The 12,718-nt window shown below is 69.4% G+C and carries 12 protein-coding genes; 11 read left to right on the forward strand and 1 reads right to left on the reverse strand.

Annotated elements, in window-relative coordinates:
- Nucleotides 1-25 precede the first annotated feature (25 nt).
- Entirely contained in the window at nucleotides 26-805 is a 780-nt protein-coding gene (locus tag ACZK5D_RS14790; RefSeq protein ID WP_463665820.1) for a DUF881 domain-containing protein, read from the reverse strand.
- 109 nt (nucleotides 806-914) lie between these two features.
- Here ACZK5D_RS14790 and ACZK5D_RS14795 point away from each other — a divergent pair, with 109 nt between their 5' ends.
- The 11 genes from ACZK5D_RS14795 to ACZK5D_RS14845 all read left to right on the forward strand — a co-directional run bounded on the left by ACZK5D_RS14795 (nucleotide 915) and on the right by ACZK5D_RS14845 (nucleotide 12,715).
- Complete coding sequence (locus ACZK5D_RS14795) at nucleotides 915-1,199, forward strand: cell division protein CrgA (RefSeq protein ID WP_463665821.1); 285 nt, start codon at nucleotides 915-917, stop codon at nucleotides 1,197-1,199.
- Complete coding sequence (locus ACZK5D_RS14800) at nucleotides 1,196-1,840, forward strand: HAD family hydrolase (protein ID WP_463665822.1); 645 nt, start codon at nucleotides 1,196-1,198, stop codon at nucleotides 1,838-1,840. The genes ACZK5D_RS14795 and ACZK5D_RS14800 overlap by 4 nt, the downstream gene beginning before the upstream one ends.
- 39 nt (nucleotides 1,841-1,879) lie before the next feature.
- Entirely contained in the window at nucleotides 1,880-3,397 is a 1,518-nt protein-coding gene (locus tag ACZK5D_RS14805) for a lysine--tRNA ligase (protein WP_463665823.1), read from the forward strand.
- 323 nt (nucleotides 3,398-3,720) lie between these two features.
- Entirely contained in the window at nucleotides 3,721-5,022 is a 1,302-nt protein-coding gene (locus ACZK5D_RS14810; RefSeq protein WP_463665824.1) for an ABC transporter substrate-binding protein, read from the forward strand.
- 145 nt (nucleotides 5,023-5,167) lie between these two features.
- Nucleotides 5,168-6,100: a carbohydrate ABC transporter permease gene (locus ACZK5D_RS14815; protein ID WP_463665825.1), complete on the forward strand. Its 933-nt coding sequence runs from the start codon at nucleotides 5,168-5,170 to the stop codon at nucleotides 6,098-6,100.
- Nucleotides 6,100-7,008, forward strand: a complete 909-nt coding sequence (locus ACZK5D_RS14820; RefSeq protein WP_463665826.1) for a carbohydrate ABC transporter permease — start codon at nucleotides 6,100-6,102, stop codon at nucleotides 7,006-7,008. The genes ACZK5D_RS14815 and ACZK5D_RS14820 overlap by 1 nt, the downstream gene beginning before the upstream one ends.
- Nucleotides 7,005-8,417, forward strand: coding sequence for a GH1 family beta-glucosidase (locus tag ACZK5D_RS14825; RefSeq protein WP_463665827.1), 1,413 nt, complete (start codon nucleotides 7,005-7,007; stop codon nucleotides 8,415-8,417). Before ACZK5D_RS14820 ends, ACZK5D_RS14825 begins: the two co-directional genes overlap by 4 nt.
- Nucleotides 8,418-8,428: 11 nt before the next feature.
- Nucleotides 8,429-9,433, forward strand: a complete 1,005-nt coding sequence (locus ACZK5D_RS14830; protein ID WP_463665828.1) for a LacI family DNA-binding transcriptional regulator — start codon at nucleotides 8,429-8,431, stop codon at nucleotides 9,431-9,433.
- A 122-nt stretch (nucleotides 9,434-9,555) separates the two neighbouring features.
- Nucleotides 9,556-10,509: a DMT family transporter gene (locus tag ACZK5D_RS14835; protein ID WP_463665829.1), complete on the forward strand. Its 954-nt coding sequence runs from the start codon at nucleotides 9,556-9,558 to the stop codon at nucleotides 10,507-10,509.
- A complete protein-coding gene (locus tag ACZK5D_RS14840; protein WP_463665830.1) occupies nucleotides 10,506-11,795 on the forward strand; it encodes an ABC transporter substrate-binding protein in 1,290 nt (429 codons plus the stop codon). Before ACZK5D_RS14835 ends, ACZK5D_RS14840 begins: the two co-directional genes overlap by 4 nt.
- Nucleotides 11,792-12,715, forward strand: coding sequence for a carbohydrate ABC transporter permease (locus ACZK5D_RS14845; RefSeq protein ID WP_463665831.1), 924 nt, complete (start codon nucleotides 11,792-11,794; stop codon nucleotides 12,713-12,715). Before ACZK5D_RS14840 ends, ACZK5D_RS14845 begins: the two co-directional genes overlap by 4 nt.
- Nucleotides 12,716-12,718: the final 3 nt, after the last annotated feature.

Raw genomic sequence — 12,718 nt, forward strand, 5'->3', positions numbered from 1 at the left:
TATCGCTGCCAGGACGGGCGGGGGCTCAGCCGGCGACCGTCGCCAGGCGCACGCCGGTGGATCCGCTGAACGCGGGAAACTCCAGCCCTTGAGACCGCTCGACGGCGTAGCCGAGGCCGTAGGCCGCCACGTACTGGCGGTAGATCTGCAGCGACGGCGACTCGTCCAGAGCGGCCAGCAGCAGGTCCTCGTCCCCGATGGCCTCGATGACGTAGGGCGGCGCGTACGGGATGCCGTGCAGGACGACGGTGTTGCCGACGCACTTGATGCCCGTGGTGGAGATGACGCGCTGGCCCTGGATGGTCATCGCCTCGGCGCCCCCCGCCCACAGCGCGTTGGCCACCGCCTGGATGTCCTGCTGGTGGACCACGAGCGCGTCGTCGTCCACGCCCGCGGGCTTGACCTCGTTGGGCGCGTCGGTCAGCGTCACCCGCACGCCCGGCCCCACGACCGCCACCATGCCGGCCTTCTCCTCGGCTCGGGCGAGGTCGTCGGCAAGGTCTCCGGTGCCCACCTGGGCGGAGCCGAGCTGCGCGACCTCGGCGCGCAGTGCCTCCGCCTCGCCCCGGAGTTCGGTGTTGCGCCGCCCCTGGGACACGATGAGGTCTCTCAGGTCAGCCGTGCGGTCGGCGCGCAGGTCCGTGCCCCGGGCCGCGATGGCGGCCACGGTCATCATGAGGCCGGCGAGGAGGCAGACCAGGACGGTGGTCACCCGCCCGCGCGGCGACCGCGACCTCAGCTGGTTCTTCCCGATGTTGGCGCGGACGCGGGGCACCCGCTCCTTCACCGCATCCCACATCCGCATGCGCCCACGGTACCCGCCGGCGCGGGGCTCGCCGGGGTCCGGCCGGCACACTGATGCGCGGGATTCGTCGTCGCTCGCCTAGGCTAGGACTCCGAAGAAGGAGGCAAGAGTGCCCGAATCAAAGGTGCGTAAGTCCGCGGAGGACAAGAAGAAGTTCAAGGCGAAGGCCGAGCTTGCGGAGAAGCGCAGCGAGACCGCCCGCCTGGCCCCGGCCGGGCGCTCCTGGGTGCCCGCCGTCTTCCTGCCGATCGGCCTCCTGGGCGTGGCCTGGATGGTGACGTGGAACCTCGCCTACGAGTACGTCGGCTTCATGCGTGCCCTCGGAGACTGGAACCTCGCGATCGGGCTGGGGCTCATCGTGACCAGCTTCGTCGGAATGACCCTCTGGAAGTGAGCGAACTCGGCACGTTCGACGCCGTCATCTTCGACTTCGACGGCACGCTGGCGAACTCCATGGCGTCCATGCACCGCGCCTACGCGCTGTGGGCCGTCGAGTACGGCGTGGACCTGGAGACGCTGAGGCAGTACACGGGTCGGCCGGCCGAGGCCGTCGCCCGGGCCCTCCTGCCCGCGGACATCGCCCCGGCTGCGGGCCGCCGCATCGACGAGTTGGAGGTCTCCGACACCGAGGGCGTCGTCGCGCTCCCTGGCTCCGCAGAGGCGTTCGCCGCGATCCCCACCAGCCGGCGGGCCATCGCGACATCCTGCACGACGGCGCTTCTGGACGTGCGCCTCGCCGCCACCGGGCTGCCCCGGCCCGAGGTGGTCGTGACGAGGGACCAGGTCGAGCGCGGGAAGCCCGCCCCAGACAGCTTCCTGCTGGCCGCCGAGCGGCTCGGCGTCGACCCCACCCGCTGTCTCGTCTGCGAGGACGCGCCCGCGGGCGTCGCCGCGGCCCGCGCCGCCGGGATGCCGGTGCTGGCCGTGCTGACCGAACACACCGCCGACGAGTTGGCCGCGGACTGGGCCGTCGACAGCCTCGCCGACGTGGTCTTCGAGGACACCGTCGACGGCGTGCGCGTGCGCCTGGCCTGAGCCCCCGTCGTGACGGGTCACGCGGCCCCACCGGTTAGGATGTCCCGCGTGACTGATACCCCCACCCCCCTGCCCAGCGACTCGGAACAGACCGCCGTCCGCAAGGAGAAGCGCGCCCGGTTGCTCGAGGCCGGGGTGGAGGTCTACCCCGCGGACCTGACCCGCAGCCACACGCTGCGCGCCATCCGGGCCGGATGGGGGCACCTGGAGGCCGGCGAGGAGACCCAGGACGTGGTCACCACCGGCGGCCGCGTGGTGTTCATCCGCAACACCGGCAAGCTCGCCTTCGCCACACTCCAGGACGGCTTCACCCCCGACGACAACGGCGAACGCCTCCAGGTGATGCTGTCGCTCGCCGAGGTGGGCGAGGACGCGCTCGCGGCCTGGAAGACGGACGTGGACCTGGGCGACTTCGTCTGGGTGACCGGCCGGGTCATCTCGTCGAAGCGCGGGGAGCTGTCCATCATGGCCTCGCAGTGGCGGATGGCGTCGAAGGCGCTGCGCCCGCTGCCGGTGATGCACAAGGACCTGTCCGAGGAGGCCCGGGTCCGCCGTCGCTACGTGGACCTCATCGTGCGCGACGACGCCCGCCAGATGGTCCGCACCCGCGCCGCCATCACCCGGGCGGTCCGCCAGACGCTGTACGCGCAGGACTACATCGAGGTGGAGACGCCCATCCTGCAGCTCGTGCACGGCGGCGCCGCGGCGCGTCCGTTCACCACGCACATCAACGCGTTCGACATCGACATGACGCTGCGGATCGCCCTGGAGCTGCACCTCAAGCGCACCATGGTGGGCGGCGCGGACCGGGTCTTCGAGATGGGCCGCGTGTTCCGCAACGAGGGCATCGACTCGACGCACTCCGCCGAGTTCACCATGCTCGAGGCCTACATGGCGTGGGGGGATCAGCGCACGATCGCGCGGCTCATCCAGGACATCGTCGTGGCGGCGGCGGATGCGGTGGGGTCGCGGCAGATCGAGACGCCGAAGGGGGTCATCGACCTCGACGGCGAGTGGCCGTGGCTGTCGGTGTTCCCGGCCATGTCGGAGCGGTTCGGCGAGGAGATCACCGTCGATACCCCCCTCGACGTGCTGCATCGGATCGCGGACGCCCACGAGGTGGAGTACGACCCGAAGTGGGCCGCCGACAAGATGGCGATGGAGCTGTTCGCCGAGGTGATCGAGCCGGACCTGCTGCAGCCCACGTTCGTCTACGACTACCCGTCGATCGCCCAGCCGCTCGCGCGCCCGCACCGCACCGACCCGGGCAAGGTCGAGGCGTGGGACCTCATCATCGGTGGCCTGGAACGCGGCACCGGCTTCACCGAGCTCGTCGACCCGGTCATCCAGCGTGAGGTGCTGGTGTCGCAGTCGCTCAAGGCGGCCGGGGGCGACCCGGAGGCGATGCAGTTCGACGGCGACTTCATCGAGTCGCTCGAGTACGGCGTGCCGCCCATGGGCGGGCTGGGCCTCGGCATCGACCGCCTGATCATGCTGCTGACGGGCGTCGGCATCCGCGAGACCATCCTCTACCCCCTCCTGCGCCCCCAGGCCTGACCCGCGTTGAGCCTGACACGGCTCTCGCGGGGCTGAGTTGAGCCTGATCTGGATCTCAACGCGCGAAACGGCCGATTTGCACGTTTCACCCGCGTTGAACCCCAGATCAGGCTCAACTCGTCCCCCCACCCAGGCGGCGACGACGGCGCGGTTCGCCGGGCGCAGAAGGCGCCCGATTATCACAAGTTGATAACCCCGGTTGACTTTCGCGGCGGGGCCAACATAAGCTTCCAGCAATCCCTGAGAGCGCTCTCGGTGATTCGCCGAAGACAGATGAGAGCGCTCTCTACGGGAAGGCACACAGTCATCACAAAGGAGTCACCGTGCGTCCTGCCATCCGCAACCTCGCCGCCGTCGCTTGCGTCGGCGCCCTACTCACCGCCTGCTCTGGCGGCACCCCCGACGCCACGTCGTCGGCCACCTCGTCGGCCGACCCGAACGCCGAAGTCACCCTCACCGTCGCGACGTTCAACGAGTTCGGCTACGAGGAGCTCTTCGAGGAGTACATGGCCGACAACCCCAACGTCACCATCGAGGCGCGTAAGGCCGCCACCTCGAACGAGGCGCGTGACAACATGAACACCCGTCTGGCCGCCGGCTCCGGCCTGGCCGACATCGAGGCCATCGAGATCGACTGGCTCACCGAGCTCATGCAGTACCCGGACAAGTTCGTCGACCTCGCCGACCCCGAGCTCGACGGCCGCTGGCTGGACTGGAAGACCGCCGCGGTCACCACCGAAGACGGCAAGGTCATCGGCTACGGCACCGACATCGGCCCGGAGGCCATCTGCTACCGCGCCGACCTCATGGAGAAGGCGGGCTTCCCGACCGACCGCGAGGAAGTCGCCGCGCTGCTCGAGGGTGACTGGGACAACTACTTCAGCGTCGGCAAGGACTACGTCGCCAAGTCCGGCGGCGTCGCCTGGTTCGACTCCGCGTCGGCCACCTTCCAGGGCATGGTCAACCAGGTCGAGAACCCCTTCGAGAACTCCGACGGCACCCCCATCCCGCTCGCTGAGAACACCGAGATGAAGGCCATCTACGACCAGATCGCCACGGCCGCCGTCGACGACAAGCTGTCGGCCGGTCTCGCGCAGTGGAGCGAGGACTGGACCAACGCCTTCCAGAACGACAAGTTCGCCACGATGCTCTGCCCCGGCTGGATGCTCGGCGTCATCGAGGGCAACGCGGGCGGCGTCGAAGGCTGGGACATCGCCAACGTGTTCCCTGGCGGCGGCGGCAACTGGGGCGGCTCGTACCTGACCGTTCCCGAGCAGGGCGCCAACCACGAGGCCGCGAAGAAGCTGGCAGCCTGGCTGACCGCTCCTGAGCAGCAGATCAAGGCCTTCCAGGCCAAGGGCACCTTCCCGTCGCAGGTCGAGGCCCTCTCGGATCCGGCCCTGCTGGAGCAGACCAACGCCTTCTTCAACGACGCCCCCACCGGCCAGATCCTGGCTGACCGCGCCAAGGCCATCGAGGTTCAGCCCTTCAAGGGCCCGAACTACTTCGCGCTGACCCAGCTGGTCACCGATGCGCTGAACCGCCTCGACGTCGAAGGCACCGACGACGCCGAAGGCTCGTGGAACAAGGCCCTCGAGGCGTACGACGCCCTTGGCCTGAGCTGATCCACAGGGGCCGGGGTTCACGCCCCGGCCCTTTGGACAAGGCCTGGCCTCCGCCGTCGGCTCCGGCCGAAAAGCACGGGGGCCGGGGATCATTCCCCGGCCCCCGACCCCTCCCGCCCGCTGTCGCGCGAAAGAGTCACCACCCATGAACCAGCTCACCTGGCGCCAACGCATGAGCCGGCTCGACGTCAAAGCGTCGCCGTACCTCTACATCAGCCCCTTCTTCATCCTGTTCTTCATCGTCGGCCTGTTCCCCCTCGTCTACACCGCCTGGGTGTCGCTTCACGACTGGAACCTCATCGGCGGCCAGGGCGACATGGTCGGCCTGAAGAACTACACCGACGTGCTGCAGCAGCCCAACTTCTTCAAGGCGCTGCGCAACACCTTCTCGATCTTCCTGCTGTCGTCGGTGCCGCAGGTGATGGCCGCGATCGTCATCGCCTACTTCCTGGACACCAACCTCCGGGCCAAGACCTTCTGGCGCATGGGTGTGCTGCTCCCCTTCGTGGTGGCCCCCGTGGCCGTCTCCCTGATTTTCGCCAAGATCTTCGCCGACCAGTCGGGTCTGGTCAACGCTGTCCTCGAGATCCTCGGCGCCTCCCCCATCGGCTGGCACGCTGATCCCCTCGCCGCCCACATCGCGATCGCCACCATGGTGAACTTCCGTTGGACCGGCTACAACGCCCTGATCTTCCTGGCCGCCATGCAGGCCATCCCGCGTGAGGTGTACGAAGCCGCCATCGTCGACGGCGCCAACCGCCTCCGCACCTTCTTCTTCGTCACCGTCCCGATGCTCCGGGCCACCATCATCTTCGTCGTCATCACCTCCACCATCGGCGGCCTGCAGATCTTCGACGAGCCTCGCATGTTCGACACCACCGGCCAGGGCGGCGCGGACCGGCAGTGGATGACGCTGACGATGTACATCTACGAGCTCGGCTGGGGCGCACAGAAGAGCTTCGGCCGCGCGGCGGCCGTGTCCTGGATCCTCTTCCTCATCATCATCGCGATGGGCCTGGTGAACTACCTCATCACGCGCTCCATCTCGTCCAACTCGAGCGGAAAGGCGGGCCGTTGATGTCCACCCAGATGTCCTCTCCCATGGCCACCCAGCTCGCCGGCAAGGGCGCCGGGCGCGCGGTCAAGCGCAAGCTGCACGGACTCGACAAGCGGCCGGGGTGGGTCACCTACGGCGTGCTCATCGCCGTCGTGCTGATCTCGTTCTACCCGATCTGGTTCACGATCCTGCTGGCCTCGTCCAACGCCACCGACATCGCACGCAACCCCATCCCCTCGCTCATCCCCGCCGGCGAGTTCTTCACCAACGTCGGCCGGGTGATCAACTCCGACATCAAGTTCTGGACCGCGCTGGGCAACTCGATCATCGTGTCGACGATCACCGCCATCTCGGTGGTGTTCTTCTCCACGCTGGCCGGCTACTCGTTCGCCAAGCTGCGCTTCCGCGGCAGCAGCGGCCTGCTGGTCTTCGTCATCGCGACGATGGCGGTGCCGACGCAGCTCAGCATCGTTCCGCTGTTCATCCTCATGTCCGAACTGGACTGGGTGGGCAAGCTGCAGGCGGTCATCGTGCCCGGCATGGTCACCGCGTTCGGCGTGTTCTGGATGACGCAGTACCTGCGTGAGGCGCTGCCGTTCGAGCTGATCGAGGCGGCCCGCGTCGACGGCGCCTCCATGATGCGCACCTTCTGGTCGGTCGCGCTTCCCGCGGCCCGCCCGGCCGCCGCGATGCTGGCGCTGTTCACCTTCGTCGGCTCCTGGACGAACTTCTTCTGGCCGTTCATCATCCTGGGCTCGGCGAACCCCACCCTCCCGGTGGCGCTCCAGCTGCTGCAGGCCTCGTACTTCAAGGACTACTCGCTCATCATGGCCGGTGTCGTCGTGGCCACGCTGCCGCTGGTCCTCCTGTTCGCCGTGGCCGGCCGCCAGCTGGTGGCGGGCATCATGGCAGGGGCGGTCAAGGGATGACGTCGTTGGCCTTCCCGAAGGGCTTCCTCTGGGGCAGCGCCACGGCCGCGTACCAGATCGAGGGCGCTGCCCACGAGGACGGCCGCCGCGACTCGATCTGGGACGTGTTCTGCAGGCAGCCCGGCACCGTGGCGGGCGGCCACGACGGCACCGTGGCCTGCGACCACTACCACCGCATGCCACAGGACGTGGCGATGATGGCCGAGCTGGGGCTGCAGTCGTACCGGTTCTCCACGTCGTGGTCGCGGGTCCGTCCGGACGACGACCAGTTCAACCCCGCGGGGCTGGACTTCTACTCGCGGCTGGTCGACGAGCTGCTCGCCCACGGCATCACCCCGTGGGTGACGCTCTACCACTGGGATCTGCCCGCCGCACTCCAGGAGAAGGGCGGCTGGACCGACCGCGACACCGCCTACCGCTTCGTCGAGTACGCCGAGGCGATGCACGGCGCGCTGGGTGACCGGGTGGACATCTGGACCACGCTCAACGAGCCGTGGTGCTCGTCGTTCCTGTCCTACGCCGACGGCGAGCACGCCCCCGGGCACGCCTCGCGACGGGAGGGCCTGCACGCCGGCCACCACCTGCTGCTGGCGCACGGCCTGGCGACGGCGCGGCTGCGCGAGTTGGCGCCGTCGGCCACGCTGGGGATCACCACGAACCACACCGTCGCAGACCCGCTGGACCCGTCGTCGGAGACGGACCGGGACGCAGCCCGCCGCATCGACGGCATGTTCAACCGGTTCTTCCTCGACCCGATCTTCCGTGGCGCCTACCCCGCCGACGTGCTGGAGGACCTGGCGGGGATGGGTCTCGACGAGGCGATCAGGCCGGGGGACCTGGAGATCATCTCCACCCCGATCGACGTGCTGGGCGTGAACTACTACCACGGTGAGGCCCTCACCGGGACGCCGTCGTCCGACTACGCTCCGACGGTGCAGCCCGACGGGCGGCTCCGGGGCAACCCGAACGTCGGCTCCGAGTGGGTGCAGTCGGTGCCGCGCGGGCTGCCGGTCACGGACCAGGGCTGGGAGATCCAGCCCGAGGGCCTGACCCGCCTGCTGGAGCGGCTGCACCGGGAGTACACGGGGCCGGCCGGGGTGTCGCTCTATGTCACGGAGAACGGTGCGGCGATGCCCGACGTCGCCGATGCCGACGGGTTCGTCGACGACCAGGACCGGGTGGCCTTCGTGCGGGACCACCTCGTCGCCGTCCACGACGCCATCGAGGCCGGCGCGGACGTGCGCGGCTACTTCGTGTGGTCGCTCATGGACAACTTCGAGTGGGCATGGGGCTACGACAAGCGGTTCGGGATCGTGCGCGTCGACTACGAGACGCTGGCCCGCACGCCCAAGGCATCGGCTCTATTCTTCCGGGACGCGGCGCGTCAGAATGGCGTGCAGGTGAAGTGAGGGGACCGACGATGGTGAGGCCGACGCTCGAGGATGTCGCGCGGTTCGCGGGCGTCTCGCGCGCGACGGTGTCGCGCGTCGTGCGTCACGATCCGGGCGTGTCGTCGGAGACGGCCGCCAAGGTGGGCGCGGCGGTCTCCGTGTTGGGCTATGTGCCCAACGCCTCCGCCCGCTCGCTGGCGACGGGGCGCTCCAACACGCTCGCCATGGTGGTCCCCGAGCCCGACGGGCGGGTCTTCTCGGACCCGTTCTTCGGGTTGGCCGTGGCAGGCATCAACGCCGGCCTGGCCGGCACCGACATGCAGCTGGTGATGGTCTTCGCATCCCACCCGGACCGCTCGGGCTCCGTCGTCGACTTCCTCCTCGAGGGTCGTGTCGCGGGGGCGATCGTGGTGTCCCACCACCGCGCCGACGGCCTGGTGGCGGCTGCGGTCAACCTCCCCATCCCGACGGTGTTCCTGGGCGCCCCGCTGCTGCGGGACACGGACATGCACCCGTACTTCGTGGACACCGACAACCTGGCCGGGGCACGCCTCGCGGCGGAGCGGATGCTCGCGACGGGGGTGCGGCACCCCGCCACCGTCGCCGGGCCCACCGACATGTCCGCGGCGCTGGACCGCCTGACCGGCTGGCGCGCCGTCCTGGAGGAGGCAGGGCTGCAGGTCGCCGTCGCGTACGGGGACTACACACGCGAGTCGGGGGCCCTTGCCGCCGCCGAGTTGCTCGACGCGGACCCGTCGATCGACGGGATCTTCGCCGCCTCGGATCTCATGGCAGAGGGCGTGATGGACACGCTGCACGCCCGTGGGATCGCGATCGGGGAGCAGGTCAAGGTGATCGGCTTCGACGACTTCGGCGCCGCGGCCCACACCGACCCGCCCCTGACCACGATCGCCAACCCTGCCGTCCAGCTGGGCCGTGAGGCCACGCGGATGGTGCTCAGCCTGGTGGAGGGTCGCGAGACGGTGTCGCCGGTGACCCTGCCCGTCGAGCTGCGGATCCGCGCCTCGGGCTAGGCCCCCCGGCGGCCGCCACACCTCCCGACGCCTGCCATGTCTCCAGCCTGACAGGACCGCTTGCATCACGCCGTCGATCCACCTACACTCCTGATGTAACCGGTTACATTCAAGGAGGAAGCGTGCGGCGGTCCACCACAGCCACCCTGGCGCTCCTCGTCGTCACCGCGATCTGGGGCTCGACGTTCTTCATCATCAAGGACGCCGTCAGCCTCATCGACCCCATCGACTTCCTGGCCGTCCGGTTCGCCGTCGGCGCCGCGATCCCCGCCGCCATCTTCTGGCGACGGCTCCGCCGCCTCACCGCGACACAGTGGCAGATCGGCCTCGCGCTCGGCGGCCTCTACGGGCTGGCGCAGATCGTGCAGACCGTCGGACTGCAGACGACGGCGGCGTCGGTCTCCGGGTTCATCACCGGCACCTACGTGGTCCTCACCCCGATCATCATGTGGATCGCGTTCAAGGCGCGCCTCAACATCCGCACCTGGGCCGCCGTCGCGCTGGCGCTCGTGGGCCTGGCCGTCCTCAGCCTCACCGGGCTGGGCGGCGGGGGCGTGGGCGAGGCGCTGACCCTCGTGGGCGCCACGCTCTACGCCGTGCACATCGTCCTACTCGACCGGTGGTCGCGCTCCATGGACGCCCTGAGCCTGGCCATCGTGCAGCTCATCGGCGTGGCGCTGACCACCGGGTTCCTCGGCCTCCCCGGCGGCTACCACGTCCCCGCCGACCCGGGCGTGTGGGGCGCCATCGCCTACACCGCGATCGCCGCCGGCATCGTCACGATGCTGCTGCAGACCTGGGCCCAGCGCCACATCACCCCCACCCGCGTGGCGCTGCTCATGACGTTCGAGCCCGTCTTCGCCTCGGCCTTCGCCGTCGGCTTCGGCGGCGAGGACGTCACGCTCCGCCTCGTCGGCGGCGGCGCCCTCATCCTGCTCGCCACCCTCCTCGGCATCACAGGCGGCCAGGCCGACCCCGCCGACGCCCCCCTGATCCCGGCGCCAGACGGCGCCGCCACCCCTCCCCCCACCACCCCCGTCATCAACGGAGATAGACAAGAAGGAGACCCCCTATGACCATCCTCACCCGCCGCCGCCTCGGCGCCCTGGCCGGACTCGCCGCGCTCGGCATCGGGCTCACCGCCTGCTCCGGCGGCAACACCTCAGCCCCCGCCGACGGCGACTCCAAGGTGGTCTGGTCCACCTGGGGCTCGCCCGAGGAGCTGAAGATGTTCGACCGCGTCCAGGAGTCGTTCAAGCAGGCCAACCCCGACGTCGAGCTCGTCTTCCAGCCCACGCCGTCGTACTCGGACTACCACTCCAAGCTGCTCACCCAGCTCTCCTCCGGCACCGCCCCGGACGTGTTCTACGTGGGCGACGACCGGATCGCGTCGGTCATCCGCAACGACGTGCTGGCCCCCGTCAGCTCCTCGTCGCTCGACGAGGCCGACTTCGCCGAGAACGTCCTCGACGTCGCCCGCTGGGAGGGCGAGCTCTACGCGCTACCCAACGACGTCAACCCCGACGCCCTCTGGTACGACAAGGAGGCCCTCAAGGCCGCCGGCATCACCGAGGACCCGGCCGAGCTCGCCGCCAACGACGAGTGGACCACGGAGAAGTTCTTCGAGATGACCGGCAAGCTCGCCGCGGCGGACCTGACCGGCGCCGTCTACTGGAACTACTGGGCCACCCACAACTCGATCATGACCGCCGGCGGCGGCCAGGTGTACGACGACGAGGGCGCCTACGTGGCCAACACCGACGGCAAGAGCGTCGCGGCGCTGGACGAGTACGCCGCACGGTTCGCCACGGGCGAGCTCAAGCTCGCCGACCTCCTCCCCGAGGGCTCCGGCGAGGACACGCTGCTCGTCACCCACAAGCTGGGCTTCCTGGCCCAGGGCCGCTACACCATCGGCACCATCCGCGGCGCGGGCGTCGACGAGAGCCTCTACGACATCGTCCGCTGGCCCACCCCCGACGGCAAGGCGGCGCCCACCGGCGTCGCGGCGTCGTACCTCGCGGTGAGCAAGAAGGCGGCGGAGAACGACGCGGCCTGGGATTTCTTCTCGTTCTTCCTCAGCGCCGAGGGCCAGCAGCTCCGCCTCGAGGGCACCGGCAACGCCGTCCCGTCGATCGCCGGCGCCGACGACATCGTGCTCGCCGACGGCTTCCCCATGCACGCGCAGACCATGCTCGACATGCGCGACCTCGGCTACTCGAACTTCGCCACCGAGGCGGCCGTCCCGGACCTGTCCAATCAGATCGCGGTGGAGTTCATGCAGCCCCTGTACGAGTCGGGCTCCGGCGCGCAGGAGACCCTCGACGCCGTGGCCGAGCTGGTCAAGGAGAAGACCGCGTCATGACCGCAGCCCCGCTCGTGGCCGGGGGGCGACCCCCGGCCCGGCGCGGCTGGCGGGAGAGGGACAAGTACTGGGGCATGGCGTTCGTCGCGCCCCAGGCGCTGGGCATGCTCCTGTTCACCCTGCTCCCGTTCGCGGCCGCGTTCCTCCTGGCGTTCACCGACTGGAACGGCTTCGGGATGCCCGAGTTCGTCGGCTTCGACAACTTCGCCGACCAGCTGACCAGCCCGCTGCTGGGCCGCGCCATCCTCAACACGATGGTGATTGCTCTCGTCACGGTGCCGATCGGCCTGTTCCTGGCCATCGTCGCCGCCGTCGTGCTCAACAAGATCAAGGGCCGCGCCTTCTACCTGGTGCTGTTCTTCGCCCCCGTCGTCACCAGCTCGGTGGCCATCGCGCTGATCTGGCAGCAGCTGCTGCGCGCCGACGGCGTGCTCTCCGGCTCGCTTACCCGCCTGTTCGGCATCGCCCCCATCGACTGGCTCGGCGACCCGATCCTGGCCCTGCTCGCCGTCTGCCTGGTGACCGTCTGGGCCTCGCTCGGCCTCAACGTGGTCATCTTCATGGCCGGCCTGCAGTCCATCTCCCCCTCGGTGATGGAGGCCGCCGCCATCGACGGCGCGGGCCCCGTCGCCCGGTTCTTCAAGATCATCCTGCCGCTGCTGTCCCCCATCGTCTTCTACCAGTCCGTGGTGGCGTTCATCAGCTCGCTGCAGACCTTCGACCTGGTGTTCGTCCTTGTCAACAATGCCGGCCCGGACAACGGCACCCGCACGATCGTCTACCACATCTACGACCTCGGGTTCGCGAAGTCGCAGTTCGGCCTCTCCAGCGCCGCCTCCATCGTCCTGCTCGTCCTGACCCTGGTGATCACCGCGATCCAGTTCGGCGCGCAGAAGAAGTTCGTCCACTACGAGAGCTGAGCC

The sequence above is a fragment of the Tessaracoccus yangjingae genome, assembly GCF_055326235.1.

Bases quoted from the DNA above. Each gene is read 5' to 3' on its own strand.
- ACZK5D_RS14790 (WP_463665820.1), bottom strand. From the start codon at position 805: ATGCGGATGTGGGATGCGGTGAAGGAGCGGGTGCCCCGCGTCCGCGCC.
- ACZK5D_RS14805 (WP_463665823.1), top strand. From the start codon at position 1,880: ATGTCCCGCGTGACTGATACCCCCACCCCCCTGCCCAGCGACTCGGAA.
- ACZK5D_RS14815 (WP_463665825.1), top strand. From the start codon at position 5,168: ATGAACCAGCTCACCTGGCGCCAACGCATGAGCCGGCTCGACGTCAAA.
- ACZK5D_RS14820 (WP_463665826.1), top strand. From the start codon at position 6,100: ATGTCCACCCAGATGTCCTCTCCCATGGCCACCCAGCTCGCCGGCAAG.
- ACZK5D_RS14825 (WP_463665827.1), top strand. From the start codon at position 7,005: ATGACGTCGTTGGCCTTCCCGAAGGGCTTCCTCTGGGGCAGCGCCACG.
- ACZK5D_RS14830 (WP_463665828.1), top strand. From the start codon at position 8,429: ATGGTGAGGCCGACGCTCGAGGATGTCGCGCGGTTCGCGGGCGTCTCG.
- ACZK5D_RS14840 (WP_463665830.1), top strand. From the start codon at position 10,506: ATGACCATCCTCACCCGCCGCCGCCTCGGCGCCCTGGCCGGACTCGCC.
- ACZK5D_RS14845 (WP_463665831.1), top strand. From the start codon at position 11,792: ATGACCGCAGCCCCGCTCGTGGCCGGGGGGCGACCCCCGGCCCGGCGC.